The following is an 18,790-nucleotide window of genomic DNA, read 5'->3' on the forward strand; positions in this document are numbered from 1 at the left end:
CGGTCGCGAGTGGACAGTCCACTCGCGACCGGCACCGGTCTCACGTGTCCGCGATCCAGCTCCCGTGGATGCCGCCGGGCACGCGGTGCGGCAGTTCCACGGTGGCGACGGGTGGCGCGCTGATGTCGTGGGCGTCCAGGACCACGAACTCCGACGTGTTGTCCTTGGTGTTGTTGACGATGGTGAGGAGGTAGCCGTCGTCCTCCGCCGTGCCGTCCTGGGCGGCGACGAACACGGCCTCGCCGGGAACGCGGTGGGCGCCCAGTTCGCTGAGCTGCCGGTGGCCGGTGGTGTTGTCGTACTTGACCACCGCGTGCTGGTGGAGTCCGCCGCCGGGGAACGCGACGGCGTAGCTGTAGCGGTTGCGGCGGCCCAGCACGGCGTCGTTGATGGTGGGGAAGTCGGTGGGGAGGCCGTCCAGCAGTTCCTCCTTCGCGCGGCGGGTGCCCGGTTCCAGGGTCCAGCGGTGGTGGACGGCGCCCGCCAGCGGGGTTTCCGGGTGGCCGGGGGCGCCGGTCCACCACTTCCACGAGGTCTCCCAGGCGGTGCGGTCGAAGCGGGGGCCTTCGACGTGGACGCGGCCGGTGCCGTCCTCGTAGGCGTTGGCGACGTGGAGCAGCGCGCCCGGTTCCACGTCGTACCAGGTGACCCCGGTGCCGCTGGTGCGAGGCATGACGCCGATGCGCGGGGCGTAGTCGTCGTGCCAGCGGTAGGGGATGCCGGACCGCTCGGCCTGGTCGAAGACCACGGACATGTCCAGCCACACCACGTGGTTCTCGGTGATGGCGAAGTCGTGCATGAGGGAGGGACCCGCCCCATCGACGACCTCGCCGCGGGTGATCTCGCCCGCAGCGTCGGCGACGTAGTAGACGAGGTGCGGCGGGAACGGGGAGTAGGCGAAGAAGTGGAGTTCGCCCGTGGCCGGGTCCTCCTTGGGGTGGGCGGTCATGGCCGTGGTGAGCTTGCCGCCGAAGTCGTGGGCGCCGACGGTGTCGAGTTCCGCCGTCAGCTCGAACGGGAGGTTGGCCTCCTGCAAGGCGAGGATGCGGCCCGCGTGCTCGATGACGTGCGTGCCCGCGACGCTGGCGGTCAGGTCGATAGTCCCGTCCGGCCGTTGGAGCGGGGCGCCGTCCAGCGCGGGGGTGCGGACCCAGCGGTTGCGGTACCACTCGGCCTTGCCGTCGCGCAGGCGCAGGCCGTGGACCATGCCCGCGCCCTTGAACCAGTGGGTCGGCACGACGCCGGGTTTCGGGTTGTGGCCGTTGCGGAAGTAGCGCCCGGTGAGTTCCGGCGGGATGGTGCCGTGCACGGTCAGCCCGTGCGCGGTGTGCTCCTGTGCGACGGGGGTGTAGTGGTCGCTGATGAAGGGCATGGTCGTCATCTGCTCTGTCCTTTGTAGAGGGAGAAGGGGATGAGGATGGTGATGAGCGCGGCCGCCGTGAGGAACGCGGCCCGGTAGCCGTTCGCGAGCGAGGCCGGGTCGGTCGCGCCGCCGGTGCGAGCGGCGGCCACGGCGCTGAGCACGGCCAGGCCGACGGCTCCGCCGACCTGGCGGGTGGCGTTGGTGAGGCCGCCCGCCAGGCCCAGGTCGGGGGCGGGCACGCCGTCCACGGCGGCGGCGGTCAGGAGGACGAACGCGGTGCCCAGTCCGGCGCCGATCAGCAGGGACGGACCGAGGACGTCCGCGGTGAACGTGCCGTCCACCCGTGCCCGGCCCAGCCAGGCGAGGCCGGTGGCGAGCACCGCCAGAGCACCCGCCAGGCCCGCTCGTCCGCCGACCCCGGCGGCCAGCCGGGGAGCGAGCGCGGCGGCGGCGATGTTGCTCAGCGAGAGCGGGAGCTGCGTCAGGCCCGCGGCGAGCGGCGTGAAGCCGAGGACCTGCTGCTGGTAGAGCGGGAGGAAGAAGAACAGGCCGACCCACACCGCGCCGACGACCGTCATGCCGACGCTCGCGGCGCCGACGCCACCGGTGGTGAAGAGGCGGAGCGGCACCAGGGGGTTCGCGGTGCGGTGCTCGACCACGACGAACGCCGTCAGCAGGACCACCGCCGCGCCGAACAGCCACGGGCCACCGCCGGAGAGCGCCCAGACCAGGGCGGACAGGCCGGCCGTCACGGTCAGCGCGCCGGGCACGTCCACGCCCTTCGCCCCGGACCCGGTGTCCGCCGGGACCGCCGCCAGGGTGGCGACGCCGACCACGACACCCACCGGCACCACGGCGATGAACACCGACGGCCAGCCGAACGCGCTGGTCAGGACGCCGCCCAGCAGCACGCCCGCGGCCCCGCCCGCGCCGGACACCGCGCCCCACACCGCCAGTGCGCGCCCGGTCGGGTAGAGGGCCACGACCAGGGACAGCGCCGCGGGGGCCAGGGCCGCGGCGCCGAAGCCCTGCACTGCTCGGGCGGCGACCAGGACCGGGGCCGACGGGGCCAGTCCCGCCACGAGCGCGGCGGTGGTGAAGACGCCCAGTCCGGCGAGGAACACCCGGCGCCTGCCCAGCACGTCGGCGGCCCGGCCGCCGAGGAGGAGCAGGGCGCCGAACGCGAGCACGTAGGCGTTGACGACCCACGACATCCCGGCGGGGGAGAGGCGCAGGCCCGCGCGGATCGACGGGAGGGCGACGTTCACGATCGACGTGCTCAGCACGACCAGGAACTGGGCGGTGGCCAGGACCACGAGTCCCAGTGATGTGTGTGACCGCTCACTCACTTCCGCGGGCACGACGTCACGCGCCGGTGGCGGGCACGAGCACGACCTTCCCGGCGACCGTGCCGGACTCGGCGAGCGCGAGCGCCGCCGCGGCCTCGGTCAACGGGAACGTCGCGGCCACCCGTGCGGTCAGCGCGCCGTCGGCGAGCAGGGTCAGTACGTGGCCGAGGTCCTCCGACAGCCTGGCGCGGAACGCCTTCGCACGACGCTTGCCCGCCCAGACGTTGAAGAAGGAGGCGTTGCGGCCGTTGGGCGCGGAGTTCCACCACAGCAGCCTGCCGATCAGCTTCAGCACCGGGAGCCGCTTCGACCCGCCGTCGTCGCGGGTGGAGGCGCTGCCGTACGACACGAGGGTGCCGCCCCTGGCCAGGAGCTTGAACGAGTCGACGATGCCGGGGCCGCCCACGTGGTCGAACACGGCGTCGACGCCGTTCGGGGCGAGCGCCCGCACCCGTGCCGGGAGGTCGGCGGCGCGGTAGTCGACCGGGGTCGCGCCGAGTTCCTCGACCGTCCCGTGGTGGCGGGGCGACGCGGTGCCGATCACCCGGATCCCGGCATGCCTGGCGAGTTGCACGAGCGTCGAGCCGACACCGCCGTTGGCGCCGTGCACGAGGATCGTGCCGCCTTCGCGGACCTTCGCGACGCGGTGCAGCATCTGCCACGCGGTGATGCCGTTGACCACGACGGTCTCCGCGGCGACCGGGTCGACGCCCGCCGGGACCGGCACCAGGTCGGCGGCGTCCAGCACGACGTGGCCCGCCCAGCCGCCGGTCTTGGTCAGCGCGGCGACGCGCGTACCCACCAGCGAGGCCGTCACGTCGTCGCCGACGGCCGTGACCGTGCCGACCAGGTCGTAGCCCGGCACGAACGGGAACGGCGGCTGGTCGTAGTACTTGCCCCGGCGCATCTGCTGCTCGGCGAACGAGACCCCGGAGGCTTCGACGCGGATCGCGGCCTGGCCGGGAGCGGGCGCGGGCACGGTGGTCGTGCGCACCTGGAGGCCGGTCGGCTCGACGACGCCGGGGAGGACGATCTCGATGGTCCTGGTCATGAGGGGCTCCTTATGTTTGTGAGTGGTCACATACTTCTGCGGGCGTACGAAAGAGCCAGGTGGGGAAGGGTGTGGATCAGGACGGGTGGCGCATCCCGGCCGTCAGGACGCGGGCCCAGTCCGCGTCGACCGACTCCAGCCCCGCGGCGACGATCAGGTGGCAGAGCTGGCCCAGCGCGATGAACCGCTGCACCTCGGCGTCGGTGCCGCCGGACAGCTCCTTGGCCTGCTCGACGACGGACGCGTAACCGCGCCGCATCGCGTCGCGGATCTCCGGGATGTCCGACGCGCTCTGCGCGTGGATCTGGAGCATCAGCAGGTCGCGGTCGGCGATCAGCCCCGCGTACGCGTCGCCCATCACGTCCAGGACCTCGGCCGGGGTGCCGTCCGGCACCTGCGCGGCGCCCGCTGCGAGGGCTTCGCGGATCAGCAGGTAGCAGCGGTCGAGCGCGGCGGTGAACAGGCCGAGCTTGCCGCCGAACAGCCGGAGCACGTACGCCTGGGAGATCCCGGCGGCGGCGGCGATGTCCGTGACCGGCGTCGCGTGGTACCCACCGCGGCCGAAGACGGTCACCGCCTTGGCGACGACCGTTGTGCGACGGGCGTCGGCGGTGGAGCGGGGCGTCTCGGTGAGCGGCATGTATGTGAGTGAACACTTACAACGCGCTGTAGTCAAGTCGGCTACGGAAACCGGCTGGCGGGTGCCCCTCGCCCCACTGAGGGGCACCCGCTCGGCCAAACGGACGCAAACTTCACCCGATCGTGTTTACCCAGGCGCGGTGACGTCTACTAGGGCTTCCGGCCGACCGCGCCGACGATGCAGTGCGACACCTGGTCCAGCGGCTTGATCTGCGGACCGTCCGGCCACCACTCGGCGCACAGCGTCAGGCCGGGGTCGATCAGGTCGAGGCCGGGGAACATGGCCAGGATCTGGTCGTGGGTGCGGAAGACACCGGTGCCCATCGGGCTGTGCAGGAAGGTGTCCTCCATGCGCCGGGCCAGCTCGCTGTGCTCCTCGGTCTGCGGGTCGAAGAAGTGCGACAACCCCACGTAGGAACCGGACGGCAGCGCGTCGACGTACGTCTTCATGATGTCGGCCGGGGTGCGCTCGCCGTCGTAGTGGTGCAGCGTGCCCATCTGGAACAGGGCGACCGGCCTGCTGAAGTCGATGTGCTTCTGCACGACCTCGTTGGCCAGGATCTTCTCCGGCTCGAAGATGTCCTCGGCGGTGAAGTGGGTCTGGTCGTTCTCCTCCAGCAGCGCCCGCCCGTGCGCCAGCACCACCGGGTCGTTGTCGACGTAGACGACCGTCGCCTCCGGCTGGAGCCGCTGCACGACCTGGTGGGTGTTCTCGGCCGTCGGCAGGCCCGAGCCGAGGTCGAGGAACTGCGTGATGCCCGTCTGGCTCGCGATGAACCGGCTCGCCCGGATCAGGAACGCCCTGTTGTCCCACGCCAGCGTCGCCGCTTCGGGCGCGACCCGCTGCACGCGCCGGAGGACCTCGCGGTCGATCTCGTAGTTGTCCTTCCCGTAGAGGAAGGCGTCGTAGACCCTGGCGATGCTCGCCTTGGTCGTGTCGATGTAGACGGGTGCGGCGACGTCCGACGACGGGGACGAGCTACCAGGCATCTGGGGCCTCACAGAGCGTTGATATTCGGGGGAGTTTGTGCACCAGATCACAGTGCACCTAGCGTAAGCATATGGGCTCGAAGTGCGAGCATCAGGCACGAAGTTGACCATGGGGACACGCGGTGTACGTTCAGTTACCGGGATTTCGCGCCTTCACTGAGCGCTACCGCTGTTCGGGTGGAGCGGCCGTCACGGTTGGGCTCACGTGCCGGGAAACGCAGGAGGACGCTTATGACCACGGTTGATCCCGCTGCTTCATCCGGTGGGCCCACCGCTCTGCGGATCGTGCTCGGGTCCCAGTTGCGGCGACTGCGGGAGGCCGCGGAGATCACCCGCGCGGACGCCGGGTATTCGATTCGGGGTTCCGAATCGAAGATCAGCAGACTGGAGCTCGGCCGGGTCGGGCTCAAGGAGCGCGACGTCGCCGACCTCCTCACGATGTACGGCGTCACGGACCAGACCGACCGCGAGACGTTCCTCCAGATGGTCAAGCGCTCGAACCAACCGGGCTGGTGGCACCGGTTCAACGACCTCATGCCGGACTGGTTCCAGGACTACGTCGGCTTGGAGGAGGCGGCCACCCGGATCCTCACCTACGAGCTCCAGTTCCTGCCCGGTCTGATGCAGACCGAGGACTACGCGAGGGCCATCGCGAGCCACGGCAGACCGGACTCCGCGGGGCAGGACGTCGAGCGTCGCGTCGGGCTCCGGATGAACCGCCAGAAGATCCTCAACAGGCCCGGCGCACCGAGGCTGTGGGCGGTCATCGACGAGTCCGTGCTGCACCGCCCCATCGGCGGACGCGACATCATGCTCGCCCAGTTGGACCACCTGCTCACGCTCACCCGTCAACCGCAGGTCACTCTTCAGGTGGTGCCCTACCAGCTCAGCGGTTACGCGGCGGAAGGCCCCTTCACCATGCTCCGCTTCGGCGAGCCGGAGCTGCCGGACCTGGTGTACATCGAACACCTCGCCGGTGCCCTCTACCTGGACAAACGTGACGAGGTGGAGCTGTACAGCCGCGTTTTCGACCGGCTGACCGTAGACGCCCTGACCCCCGACCGCACCCGCCAGATGCTGGCAAAGGCCCGCGCGGAAATTTAACCCGTTCGGGCTACGCACGGCATCTGCACGTGCATTTACCCGTGCAAAATTGGGTGCTACCTTCTGTGCTCAGTCGAATGCACGTGCAGATGCACTTCTGGGCTTCTGAGGGTGGTGTCGTGGTGAACGAGATCCGCAACGGAATGCCGGCCGCACAGCTCGCCGGGATGACGTGGACGAAGAGCAGCTACAGCGGCGCGCTGGGCAACTGCGTGGAGGTAGCGGCTCTCGCGGACGGCACCATCGCCATGCGCAACTCGCGCTTCCCCGAGGGACCCGCGCTGGTCTACACCCGCGCGGAGCTCACGGCGTTCCTGGCGGGCGCTAAAGACGGCGAATTCGATGACTTCGCCCGTTGACACGGCCGCGCGAGCAGAGGTTCGCCTACGCGAACTCATCGCGCGCGGCTTCCAGTTCCTGCACCCCACCGACGCCCGCGGCGAGCTGGCCGCCGTGGTCGGCGTGCGAGCGCACGACAACGTGATCGACGTCGTCAGGCTCCACACCGAGGACGACGCCGTAGCGACCCGCATGCCCTCGGACGAGCAGAACGTCCTCGCCCCGGTCAGGTTCTCCTGGAGGAGGCGCGGACCAGCGTGTTCAGTCCTGGAAGAGCTGTTGGAGCTCCCGGACGACAGGATCGCCTGACCGATCTGCTGGGATAGCACCCGTGGCGGATGGCGTGGCAAGCGGAAGAACGACCGGACCCTGCGTGGTGAACGCGGCAGTCGTGCGGGAAGCCCGCAACACCGTCTGCCTGACCAGACCAGAACACCACGGCAGAACCCGCCCATCCGCAGTCCGCCCAGCGGCCTGGGGCAGACCAGCGGCAACAGCCCGCCCCTGACACCACGCGAGGACACAACCACTAGCCGCCGGGTCGAGCGACTGAGGGGTTCGCTCGACCCCAGGACAAAAGTCAAGAGACGTAGTTCCCACCCGCGGCGCCGGTGGGCTGGTGGGCAGTACGCCCATCGGCGCCGCACATCCTCGCGACAGTCAAGGTGGGGTGGGCAGCCACGGTGCGGTGGGTTGGCACGGCAAGGTGGGTTGGCGCAGGCAAGGCGGGGTGGGACAGCCGATGGGGCGGCCACAGCCAAGGTGGGTCGGGACAACCAGCGGGTTGGCGCAGCAAGTGGGTTGGGACAGCCACGATGCGGTGGGTTGGGACAGCCGAGGTGGGTTGGGACAGCAAGGTGAGTTGGCACGGCTAAGTAGTTTGGGACAGCAAGGCGAGTTGGTGCAGCAGGTGGGTTGGCGCAGCAAGATGGATGATCGGCTGGCAACCCCTGAGCGACCCACAGCCTGAGCAAGGCAGTGGAGCGACCCGCAGCACGAGCGAGTCGGTGGTGACCCAGCAACTCAACTAAGTCGGCTCGGTGACCCAAAGCTTGGGCGAGTCAGCTTGGCGACCCACAACCTGAGCGAGTCAGCTTGGTGACCCGAAACTTGGTCGAGTCGGCTTGGTGACTCGCAGCCCAACCGAGCTGGCGTAGTGACCCACAGCCCACTCGAGTCGACTTGGTGACCCACAGTCCAACCGAGCCGACCGAGCCACCCGCAGCCCGACCGAGCCAGCGTGGTGACCCACAGCCCGACCGAGCCAGCGTGGTGACCCACAGCCCGACCGAGCCAGCGTGGTGACCCACCACGAACTTGGGACAGGGGGTACGGAACGTGGCCGATTTTACTTGGGGATTTGAGCCTTAAACTCGTCGATCGGGTAGGTCTTCAGCCTGCCCTTTTGGCCCGATCCAAGGCTCAAATGAGGGGCCCCCAAGTCAAATCGGCCACCCACGCTGGAAGCCGAAGCCGCCCTCCCAACCACGCTGGAACCGACAGCCACCCCCGACCCACCCACGCTGGAACCGCCAGCCACATCCCCAGCCCCCAAAAACTCACCCCCAAAAAACTCACCCCCCAAACAACATCCCCAACTCCGCAGGCGCCACAACCTCCAACTGCCCGTACGTACAAGACTCCGGCGTCCGATCCACCCGAAACCGCACCAACCGACTCATGTGCCGAAACCTCCCCCCGGCCACGTGCTCATACCGAACCTCAGCCACCCACTCCGGCCTCAACGGCTCCCACGACAAATCCTTCCCCACACTCCACCGACTCTGCCCCCCAGGCATCCGCCCACTCGCCTCCCCCCAAGCCCGCCACGGATGCCCCTCCAAAGCCCCTTCCCGCAAAGGTTCCAACTCCCCGACCAACTCCACCCGCCGAGCCGCCGTAAAACTGCTGGCCACCCCAACGTGATGCAAAACCCCAGCCTCATCGAACAACCCGAGCAACAACGACCCGACCCCCATCCCATCCTTGTGCCACCGAAACCCAGCCAGCACACAATCGGCGGTCCGCTCGTGCTTCACCTTCCACATGACCCGCTTGTCCTGCTCATAAGGCACATCGGGCTTAGCCATCACCCCGTCGAACCCGGCCCCTTCGAACCGCGTGAACCAATCCCGCGCCACAACCGGATCAGCCGTCACCGGCGTGAGGTGTACCCGAGCCCCACCCACCCCGCCCCCACCCACCCCGCCCCCACCCACCACATCCGCCAACAACGCCCGCCGCTCCGAGAACGGCAGCCCCGTCAAATCCCGATCCCCCAACGCGAGCAGGTCGAACGCCACGAAGCTCGCTGGCGTCTCCTCCGCCAGCTTCCGCACCCGTGAAGCGGCCGGGTGCAGCCGCAACTGGAGCGTGTCGAAGTCCAACCCGGTACCGGTCACCAGGACGATCTCGCCGTCCACCACGCACCGCTCCGGCAGCACGGCCGACAGCACCTCCACCAACTCCGGGAAGTACCGGGTGAGCGGCCGGTCGTTGCGCGACCCGAGTTCGAGTTCGGCGCCGTCGCGGAACACGACGCAGCGGAACCCGTCCCACTTCGGCTCGTACGACATCCCCGGCGCCTCGGGCACCTCGGGCACGGATCGCGCGAGCATCGGCTTCACCGGCGGCATCACGGGCAGGTCCACCCCCGGAGCCTAGGACCGCCCCGACGAACGCACCGCCTGAAACCCGCGCCCTGAAACCTGCGCGCCGATCGGGACACCTCCCCCGGCCGTTACCCGGTAGGGGGAACCGTGACCCGTTCGTAGCGCACGGTAACGACCTGCGCGCCCCGCCGATGGTCAGGCATACGAACGTCCGCTGAGCGTCTGGAGTGCACGGTGATCGAGAATTCGGCGGCGGGACTGGTGAAGTTGGACGCCGAGGTGTCCGTCACGGTCACCCGCGAAGAACACCACCAGCTCGCGCTGGCCCGCTACACCGTGACCGACGGTCAGCAGCGCCACGTCGCCGTCGAACTGGCGTGGTGCACCATCGGCGCGGGCAAGTACCGCGGCGAACGCGGCGTCGAGGTCCGGCTCGACGGGCAGCGGGTGGGGGAGCTGACCTTCCTGATGTCCCGGCGCTACGCCCCGCTCGTCACGCAGGTGATCGCCCGCGGCGGCCGTCCCGGCTGCTCGGCCACGGTCCAGCGCGGCGCCAGGGGCCTGGAGGTCGTGCTCAGCCTGCCCCGCCACGGCGACGGCGTCCTCCCGCTGCCCGCACCCACCGAGACCGGCCCCGAGACCGGCTTCACGCCCCCGGTGGTCCCGCTGCCCGCACGCCCCGCGAACCCGTTCACGAAGCACCGTCCGGCGTGGATCGTCGCCGCGGCCGTCGTCGGCCTGATGGTGATCATCGGCCTGGCCAACGGCGGCGGCAAGCAGCCGTCGACCACGAACACCGCCGCCGAGGTCTCCGCGAGCGCGACGACGACCAAGGCCGCACCGACCACCACCACGACGACCGCTCAGCCGACGACGACCACCACGACCACCACGACGACGACCACGCAGCCGACGACCACCACCACGACGGTGGAAAAGCCCGTCGTCGCGCCCCCGGCCCCGCCCGTCGTGCCGCAGCCCGTGCCGAAGCCCGCCCCCGCACCCGCACCGGAACCCGTGTCGGACTGCGACAAGAACTACTCCGGCTGCGTCCCGATCGCCAGCGACGTCGACTGCGCGGGCGGCAGCGGCAACGGTCCCGCGTACGTCAGCGGCCCGGTCAGGGTGATCGGCTCCGACATCTACAAGCTCGACAACGACGGCGACGGCATCGGCTGCGAGTCGTAGTACCCCCGAACGCCGAACACCGCGGGACCCGAATCGGGTCCCGCGGTGTTCGGCTGCCAACAACAGGACTACGGGTAGCTGACCACGTAGCTGATCTGGTTCGCGAGGTTGGCCGTGGCACCAACGTTGTTGATGACGTTGGTGATCGTGCCGACGCCGCCCAGCGAGACCGTCACCAGGTCGCGGAACTGGACACCCGGCTTGTTGGGCACCTCGAACCCGCGACTGGCCACGACGGCCGGGTTCGCCTGGAAGAACGCGTAGCTGCCCACGCCCCACGCCTGGTGGGTGTTCACCGAGTCGGCCACCTTGTACGCCGCCCAGCCCTGGTTGCCGTTCCCGCTGCTCCAGGACGCGTTGTTCGGCGGGTCGTACGGCAGTTCGTTCTGGTAGAAGTACGTCTTGCCGCCGTTGCCGTTCCAGATGGTCTGGTACTCCTGGTAGTGCTCGACGAACAGGCCGTACATCGTCACGTCGTTGCCGTTGACGACGAGCCCGTTGGCCGCGGTGTTCTGCGTCCAGCCGACGTGGTCGCCGTGGTCGGCGCGCCACAGCCACATGTGGTCGCCGATGACGTTGTTGCTGTTGACCCGCAGGCTGACCGAGGCCCGTCCGAGCGTGCCCGTGCCGCCGATGCGGATGAACACGTCGTGCAGCGAGGTCGGGTTCGCGGCGTGGTTGGCCGACGACCCGGCCTGGCCGACCTCGACGAGGACCGGCGAGTTGACCGGACCGGCGTCGACCAGCAGACCGGCGAGCTTGACACCGTCCACATCGGACACCGAGATGGCCGCGGTGCCGTTGTCGGGCAGCAGGGTCGCCAGGCCGAGGCCGAGCACGACGGTGTTCGGGCGGGTGACCCTGATGGACTCGCTGAGGTGGTGGATGCCGGGGGTGAACAGCAGGTTCCGGCCCGCCGCCAGCGCCGCGTTGATGGTCGCCGTCGACGAACCCGGCTTCACCACGTAGAACTGGCTCAACGAGATCGACTCGCCGGCGGGCGCGCCGTTGCCCCACGTGGTGCCGCGGGAGTTGGTCCGCAGCGCCGGGACGAAGACGTTGTAGTCGCCCGCGCCGTTGATGTAGAGGAACGGCTTCTCGCGGACCTGCGGGGTCTGGTCGATCGTGGTGTGCGACGGGTTCGGGAAGTGCTGCGGCGGAGCGCCGTTCGTCCCCTGGAACACCATGTTCCACACCGAGCCCGACCAGCCGCCGTTGAGGTCGCTGTTGCGGGTGTAGAACTGCTGCTGCGAGCCGGACTCGATGACGCCGTCGATGCGCGAGTCGGCGATGAAGCCGCCGGACGCCCAGCCGTCGCCGCCGTTCCAGAGTTGCGCCTGGCCGCGGAGGTGCATGCGGCGGTACGGCGCGGCCTGCGACACGGCCCAGCGCTCGATCTGCCCGGCGGGCAGCGTCACCGAGAGGTTCTCGGCGGAGCGCCAGAAGTTCTGCGTCGCGTTGCCCTTGTTGTTCGGGTTGTCGCCCTGCTGGAGCCAGTCCGCCTCGACGCGCACGTGGCCGTTGAGGTTGACGTCGTCCGGCGAGAGGCCCAGACCGGCGACCTGGGTGTAGAAGCCCAGGTTCACGTCGGCGTTGTAGCTGCCCGGCTTGAACAGCAGCGCGAAGCGCTCGGGGCCGAACTGGTTGGTGTGCTGCTGGTTCGCGACCGCCGTCAGCTTCGCCTGGATCTCACCGGCGGGGGTGCTGGGGCTGAAGACCGACACGTTCGGACCGAGGTCCGGGTTGCGCGGGTCGGTCACGGGCACGTCCACGGTGCCACCGACGGTGTTCACCGAGAACTCCCAGAGGGAATAGCCGAAGTTGGTTCCGCGCACCGTACCCAACACGCGCACGTAACGGCCAGTCCCGCTGACGTCGAATCCCTGGTTGCCGCCAGTTCCGGTCGTCGTCGTGTAGACCGTCGTCCACGCGGACGCGTTCTCCGAGACCTGGACCTGGAACGACCTGCCGTAGGCGGCCTCCCAGCTCAGTCCGACCTTGCACACCTGTTGAGACGAGCCGAGGTCGACCTGGAGCCACTGCAGGTCGCTCGCGGCGCTGGACCAGCGGGTGCCCGCGTTGCCGTCGACGGCGGCCGAGGCGGGTGTGCCCGCGTTCTCGGTCGAGGACGCCGTGGCGGTCTTGTTCTGCGCGACGTTCGCCGTGCCGCAGTTCGGCGGCGGGGGAGTGCCGCCCTGCGTGCCGAGGACCTGGAACTCCCACAGCGAGTAGCCGTAGGCGGTGGCACGGGCGGTGCCGAGCACCCGGACGTAACGGCCTGTGCCAGTCACGTCCAGGGTCTGCGCACCGCCCGTGCCGGTGGTCGTCGTGTAGATCGACGTCCAGGTCGAGGCGTTCTCGGAGGTCTGGATCTGGAACGACCGCGCGTAGGCGGCTTCCCAGTTGAGGACGACCTGGTTCACCGTGGCGGTGGAGCCGAGGTCGACCTGGAGCCACTGCGGGTCGCTGGCCGCGCTGGACCAGCGGGTGCCCGCGTTGCCGTCGACCGCGGCCGTGGCGGGCGTGCCCGCGTTCTCGGTCGAGGACGCGGTGACCGGCTTGCCCTGCGACAGCAGGACGGGCGCGGCGTTCGCGGGTGGGGCGGAGTCGGTGGAGGAGAGGGCGCCGAGCAGGGTCGCCGTGGCGACCACGAGCACGGACAGCCTGCGCAGGGAGCGGCGGCGGGTGGACGGTGATGACGCGTCAGCGAGTCTCATGTTCCTGCCTGTCGGAATGAGGAGACGGCCAGAAGCCCAGTGAGGGCAGGGTTTTGGGCGCGGTGCTTCCGGCCTGCGTGGTCCTCCACGGTCGGCCGGGCGTATCTGAGAGAGCGCTCTCTCGTGGTGGTGGAACCGGTCCCGGAACCGGTTCCAGGGGTGTTGTGGTGGAGTTAACATCGCCGAAATAACGGCCGTCAAGGTTCTCTCCCGAGTTTCCCGGACCGGTACTCGCGCTAGGCCTTCAGGCGCAGTGGAAACGTGGTGAACGGCCTAGTCGATGCGTGCTCGGCGATCTTGTGTTGCCCGATCGTGACGCCGTTTTCCGTTATTCGACGGCGTGGTTCCAGTCGTTGGTGGAGCGCGCGTCGCGCCTCGACCGGTACCGGTTCCGATTAGCATCGTCCGTGGTCCAGGGAGAGGTGTCGTGGTGCGGTCCACCGTCGTCGAGCGCTTGGTCCGCTCGCCATGGCCACGGCCGGTGCTGCTGGTCGTCCTCCTGGTGGCGGCGGTCGCGCTGGCGCTGACGAACGGCCTCGACGCCGTCGACGCGGCCAAGGCCTGGGTCGCGGACCTCGGCGTGCTGGGGCCGGTGGCGTTCGTCGTCCTCTGCGCCGTGGCGACCATGGGCTTCCTGCCCGTCTCCGTCCTGTGCGCCGTGTCGGGCCTGCTGTTCGGTCCGGTGCTCGGCGTCCCCGTCGTGTGGACCGGCGCGGTGCTCGGCGCGGCGGGGTCCTTCCTCGTCGGCCGCGGCCTGTCCAAGGACGCGGTCGAACGGTTGGCGGGCAAGCGGATGGCGAGTGTCAACGCCCTGCTCGACCGGTACGGCGCGGCGACCGTGTTCGTGCTCCGCCTGCTGCCGCTGGGGCCGTTCGCACTGCTCAACTACGTGCTGGCGGTGACGAGCCTGCCGCTGCGGGCGTTCCTGCTCGGGACCGGCGCGGGCATCGTGCCCGGAGTCGTCGTCTACACCGCGCTCGGCGGCACGGCGGAGGACCCGTCGTCGCCGGTGTTCCTGCTCTCGGTCGGCGCGCTGGTGGCCATGACCGTCGTGGGCGCCGTGGTGGCCCGCCGTGTGGCGAAGCGGACCCCCGTGGTCGAACCGGCGCCGCAAGAGATCGCGTGACGCCTTAACCGGCAATCCGCGGGCGGCTGTCCGCCGTTCGGTCGTCCCGCCTGGACCGAACGGTCCTCGGCGTGCGCGAGGGGTGACCCGGCGGTCGCGCAACCGTTGACGTAGCTGTAGCGCGTCTGTAACTCTTGCTCAACTCGACGCAAAAAAGTTGCATGATCTTGGAAATTACTAGCAGAGCTTCGTAATTCCGCCTGGACGCCGTTTCATCCCCCGACGACCGGTCATTCCCCCTGCCCCTGACCGGCAGCCCTCCCACCGGCATGTCCAGAGGTGTCTCCCTCCCCTGTAGAGAGGACAGCGATGAGAACCAAAAGCCTGATCACGCGGCTCACCGCCGCGTTGCTCGCGAGTTGCCTCGTGGCACTCGCCGGGCCGGGCCTCCCGGCACACGCGGCGCCCGCCCAGGAGAACGCCCTGGGCGCCCGGCTCGCCGCGGCAGCCGTCTCCATCTCCGCCAGCAGCGCGCACGGCGAATACCCGGCGTCCAACGTGAACGACGGCAACCAGGCCACCTACTGGGAGAGCGGCGGCTCGTTCCCGCAGTGGATCCAGGCCGACCTCGGGGCGTCGGTCGCCACGAACAAGGTGGTGCTGAAGCTGCCGACGGGCTGGGAGGCCAGGACGCAGACGCTGGCTGTGCAGGGCAGCACGAACGGCAGCGCGTTCTCCGACCTCGCCCCCTCCAAGGGTTACGTGTTCTCCCCGTCGAGCGGGAACTCGGTCACCATCGACGTCGCCGCCACCACGATCCGGTACGTGCGCCTGACGATCACGGCGAACACCGGCTGGCAGGCCGGGCAGCTCTCCGAGTTCGAGGTCTACGGGCCGACGAGCGGTGACACCCAGGCGCCCACCGCGCCGTCCAACCTCTCGTTCACCGAGCCGGGCACCGGCCAGATCCGGTTGGCGTGGAGCGGTTCCACCGACAACGTCGGCGTGACGGGCTACGACGTCTACGCCAACAACTCGTTGCGCACCAGCGTCGCGGGCAACGTCCTCACCTACACCGACACGCAGCCGGGCACCGCGACGGTGGCCTACTACGTGCGGGCCAAGGACGCCGCGGGCAACCAGTCGGCCAACAGCAACACCGTGACCCGCAACGGGACCGGCGGTCCCGGCGGCACGAACCTGGCCGTGGGCAAGCCGATCACCGCGTCGTCGTCGGTGTTCTCGTTCGTCGCGACCAACGCGAACGACAACAGCACCTCCACCTACTGGGAAGGCGCGGGCGGCGCGTACCCGAACACCCTCGCGGTGAGCCTCGGCGCGAACGCCGCGGTCGACTCGGTCGTGCTGAAGCTCAACCCCGACAGCGCGTGGGGCACCCGCACGCAGAACATCCAGGTGCTGGGCCGGGAGCAGAGCGCGTCGGGCTTCGGCAACGTGGTGTCGGCGGCGAACTACGTGTTCAACCCCGCGTCGAGCAACATCGTGACGATCCCGGTCGGCGGCGCGGCCCTGGCGGACGTCCAGCTCCGGATCACCTCCAACACCGGCGCCCCGGCGGGCCAGATCGCCGAGTTCCAGGTCATCGGCGTCCCCGCGCCGAACCCGGACCTCACGATCACCGGCGCCTCCTGGTCGCCCAACGCCCCCGTCGAGAACGACGCCGTCACGCTGTCGGCGGTGGTCCGCAACGCGGGCGCGGTCGCCTCCGGCACGACGAACGTCAACTTCTACCTCGGCTCGACGAAGGCGGGCACCGCCAACGTGGGCGCGCTGGTCGCGGGCGCCTCGGCGACCGTGTCGGTCAACGTCGGACCGCGCGACGCGGGCAGCTACGCGGTGACCGCCAAGGTCGACGAGGGCAACGCCGTCATCGAGTCCAACGAGACCAACAACAGCTTCGCGGGCTCCAGCCCGCTCGTCGTGACCCCGGTCGCCAGCTCGGACCTGGTCGCCGTCGTCGGTTGGACGCCGGGCAACCCGTCCGCGGGCAACGCGGTCGCGTTCTCCGTGGCGATCAAGAACCAGGGCACGGTCGCCTCGGCGGGCGGCGCGCACGGCATCAGCCTCCAGGTGGTCAACTCCACCACCGGTTCGGTCGTGCAGACGCTGACCGGTTCCTCCAGCGGCGCCATCGCCGCGGGGGCGACCACGGCCCCGGTGAACCTGGGCTCGTGGACGGCCGTCAACGGCAAGTACACCGTCAAGGTCGTGCTGGCCAACGACGCCAACGAGCTGCCGGTCAAGCAGCCCAACAACACCAGCGAACAACCGTTCTTCGTCGGCCGCGGCGCGAACATGCCGTACGACATGCTGGAGGCGGAGGACGCGGCCGTCGGCGGCGGCGCCACCGTGGTCGGCCCGAACCGCAAGATCGGCGACCTCGCGGGCGAGGCGTCCGGCCGCAAGGCCGTCACGCTGAACTCCACGGGCAGCTTCGTCGAGTTCACCACCAAGGCGAGCACCAACACGCTCGTCACCCGCTTCTCCATCCCCGACGCGGCCGGTGGCGGCGGCATCAACGCCACGATCAACGTGTACGTCAACGGCACCTTCCACAAGGCGCTGCCCCTGACGTCCAAGTACGCGTGGCTCTACGGTCCCGAGGCCGGTCCGGGCAACTCGCCCGGCGGCGAGGCGCGGCACATCTACGACGAGGCCAGCGTCATGCTGAACTCCTCGTTCCCCGCCGGGACGAAGATCAAGCTCCAGAAGGACGCGGCCAACACCACCAACTACGCGATCGACTTCGTCAACACCGAACAGGTGTCCGCACTCCCGAACCCGGACCCGGCCAAGTACGCCGTACCGACCGGCTTCGGCCACCAGGACGTGCAGAACGCCCTGGACCGCGTCCGGATGGACACGACCGGCACCCTGGTCGGCGTGTACCTGCCCGCCGGTGACTACCAGACCGCGAGCAAGTTCCAGGTCTACGGGAAAGCCGTGAAGGTCGTCGGCGCGGGCCCCTGGTACACCAGGTTCCTCGCACCGTCCACTCAGGACAACACCGACGTCGGCTTCCGCGCGGAGGGCACGGCGAACGGCTCGACGTTCGCGAACTTCACCTACCTCGGCAACTACACGTCGCGGATCGACGGGCCGGGCAAGGTGTTCGACTTCGCGAACGTGGCCAACATGGTGATCGACAACATCTGGGTCGAACACATGATCTGCCTCTACTGGGGCGCCAACACGGACTTCGTGACCATCAAGAACTCGCGAATCCGCAACCTGTTCGCCGACGGCATCAACATGACCAACGGCAGCACGAACAACCACGTCGTCAACAACGACGCGCGCGCCACCGGCGATGACGCCTTCGCCTTGTTCTCCGCCATCGACGCGGGCGGCTCGGACATGAAGGACAACATCTACGAGAACCTGTCGACCACGCTCACCTGGCGCGCGGCGGGCGTCGCGGTCTACGGCGGCTACGCCAACACCTTCCGCAACATCTACATCGCGGACACGCTGGTCTACTCGGGCATCACGATCAGTTCGCTCGACTTCGGCTATCCGATGAACGGCTTCGGCGCCGACCCGCCGACGAAGTTCGAGAACATCTCGATCGTGCGGGCAGGCGGGCACTTCTGGAACGGCCAGACGTTCCCCGGGATTTGGGTGTTCTCCGCGTCGAAGGTGTTCCAGGGGATCAGGGTGAGCGATGTGGACATCGTTGATCCGACTTACTCCGGGATCATGTTCCAGACGAACTACGTCGGGAACCAGCCGCAGTTCCCGGTGAAGGACACCATCTTCACCAACGTGTCGATCAGTGGGGCGCAGAAGAGTGGTGACGCGTTTGACGCGAAGTCCGGGTTCGGGCTTTGGGCGAATGAGCTGCCTGAGCTTGGGCAGGGTCCGGCGGTGGGGTCGGTGACTTTTAACAACCTGCGGTTGAGCAACAACGCGCAGGATGTCAAGAACACCACGTCTACGTTCACCATCGTGCGTAACTAGCGACTGGGGGACGGCAGCGGCCGGTGGTGTCCATTGGGGACACCACCGGCTGTTGTCTTTGGGCTGGCGTGCCCTGTAGTTCGAATTGAACCGGCGGCTGATCGCATCTTTGAACTGGCGGGCCTCGTAGTTCGAATTAAACCGGCGGACGGGGTAATGGACTGGCGTGCCCGGCGGTGCTGGAGGCATCTCTTGCCCCATCCGCACCCCTGGCGGCCCCCGGCTCGTTTCGCACCTCATGCCCGTTTTGGTTTGTCAAGGCATCTTTCCCGCCTTGACAAACCAAAACGGGCATGGAGATACTTGTGCGAGCGGGGATGGTGCTTTTGCTCTTCTGCCCGTTAGGGCATGTTTTCAAGATCCCCCCGCCACCCCGCTGCGCAATTATCTC

At 69.0% G+C, this 18,790-nt stretch carries 13 protein-coding genes; 6 read left to right on the top strand and 7 right to left on the bottom strand.

The features are described from left to right. Window positions 1–40: 40 nt before the first annotated feature. The 5 genes from NZH93_RS20790 to NZH93_RS20810 form a co-directional block, all read right to left on the bottom strand. Entirely contained in the window at window positions 41–1,381 is a 1,341-nt protein-coding gene (locus NZH93_RS20790; protein WP_259624809.1) for a carotenoid oxygenase family protein, read from the bottom strand. Further along, window positions 1,378–2,679, bottom strand: a complete 1,302-nt coding sequence (locus tag NZH93_RS20795; RefSeq protein WP_259624810.1) for an MFS transporter — start codon at window positions 2,677–2,679, stop codon at window positions 1,378–1,380. The genes NZH93_RS20790 and NZH93_RS20795 overlap by 4 nt, the downstream gene beginning before the upstream one ends. A gap of 49 nt (window positions 2,680–2,728) precedes the next feature. Beyond that, a complete protein-coding gene (locus NZH93_RS20800; protein ID WP_259624811.1) occupies window positions 2,729–3,763 on the bottom strand; it encodes a medium chain dehydrogenase/reductase family protein in 1,035 nt (344 codons plus the stop codon). A 76-nt stretch (window positions 3,764–3,839) separates the two neighbouring features. Next, window positions 3,840–4,403 carry a TetR/AcrR family transcriptional regulator gene (locus tag NZH93_RS20805; RefSeq protein ID WP_259624812.1) on the bottom strand — a complete coding sequence of 188 codons (564 nt, stop codon included), beginning with the start codon at window positions 4,401–4,403 and terminating at the stop codon, window positions 3,840–3,842. A 149-nt stretch (window positions 4,404–4,552) separates the two neighbouring features. Further along, the gene (locus tag NZH93_RS20810) at window positions 4,553–5,392 is read right to left on the bottom strand and encodes an SAM-dependent methyltransferase (protein ID WP_259624813.1); all 840 of its coding nucleotides are present in this window, start codon (window positions 5,390–5,392) and stop codon (window positions 4,553–4,555) included. Between the two features lie 231 nt (window positions 5,393–5,623). Here NZH93_RS20810 and NZH93_RS20815 point away from each other — a divergent pair, with 231 nt between their 5' ends. The 3 genes from NZH93_RS20815 (at window position 5,624) to NZH93_RS20825 (ending at window position 7,144) form a co-directional block, all read left to right on the top strand. Then, entirely contained in the window at window positions 5,624–6,496 is an 873-nt protein-coding gene (locus NZH93_RS20815) for a Sco1979 family transcriptional regulator (RefSeq protein ID WP_259624814.1), read from the top strand. Window positions 6,497–6,639: 143 nt separating this feature from the next. After that, window positions 6,640–6,855, top strand: a complete 216-nt coding sequence (locus tag NZH93_RS20820) for a DUF397 domain-containing protein (RefSeq protein ID WP_259624859.1) — start codon at window positions 6,640–6,642, stop codon at window positions 6,853–6,855. Next, window positions 6,839–7,144, top strand: a complete 306-nt coding sequence (locus tag NZH93_RS20825; RefSeq protein ID WP_259624815.1) for a hypothetical protein — start codon at window positions 6,839–6,841, stop codon at window positions 7,142–7,144. Before NZH93_RS20820 ends, NZH93_RS20825 begins: the two co-directional genes overlap by 17 nt. A 1,265-nt stretch (window positions 7,145–8,409) precedes the next feature. Here NZH93_RS20825 and NZH93_RS20830 read toward each other — a convergent pair. After that, complete coding sequence (locus NZH93_RS20830) at window positions 8,410–9,486, bottom strand: ATP-dependent DNA ligase (RefSeq protein WP_259624816.1); 1,077 nt, start codon at window positions 9,484–9,486, stop codon at window positions 8,410–8,412. Between the two features lie 195 nt (window positions 9,487–9,681). Between NZH93_RS20830 and NZH93_RS20835 the strand changes: the two genes are divergently transcribed. Beyond that, window positions 9,682–10,635, top strand: coding sequence for a hypothetical protein (locus NZH93_RS20835; protein WP_259624817.1), 954 nt, complete (start codon window positions 9,682–9,684; stop codon window positions 10,633–10,635). A 68-nt stretch (window positions 10,636–10,703) separates the two neighbouring features. Here the strand turns inward: NZH93_RS20835 and NZH93_RS20840 are convergent, their stop codons facing one another. Then, on the bottom strand, window positions 10,704–13,352 hold the full coding sequence (locus tag NZH93_RS20840; RefSeq protein WP_259624818.1) for a discoidin domain-containing protein: 2,649 nt from the start codon (window positions 13,350–13,352) through the stop codon (window positions 10,704–10,706). A 430-nt stretch (window positions 13,353–13,782) separates the two neighbouring features. Between NZH93_RS20840 and NZH93_RS20845 the strand changes: the two genes are divergently transcribed. Continuing rightward, complete coding sequence (locus NZH93_RS20845) at window positions 13,783–14,478, top strand: TVP38/TMEM64 family protein (RefSeq protein WP_259624819.1); 696 nt, start codon at window positions 13,783–13,785, stop codon at window positions 14,476–14,478. Window positions 14,479–14,787: 309 nt separating this feature from the next. Further along, window positions 14,788–18,399 carry a galactose-binding domain-containing protein gene (locus NZH93_RS20850; protein WP_259624820.1) on the top strand — a complete coding sequence of 1,204 codons (3,612 nt, stop codon included), beginning with the start codon at window positions 14,788–14,790 and terminating at the stop codon, window positions 18,397–18,399. Window positions 18,400–18,790: the final 391 nt, after the last annotated feature.

Source organism: Umezawaea endophytica (assembly GCF_025061645.1).
GTDB classification, from domain to species: domain Bacteria; phylum Actinomycetota; class Actinomycetes; order Mycobacteriales; family Pseudonocardiaceae; genus Umezawaea; species Umezawaea endophytica.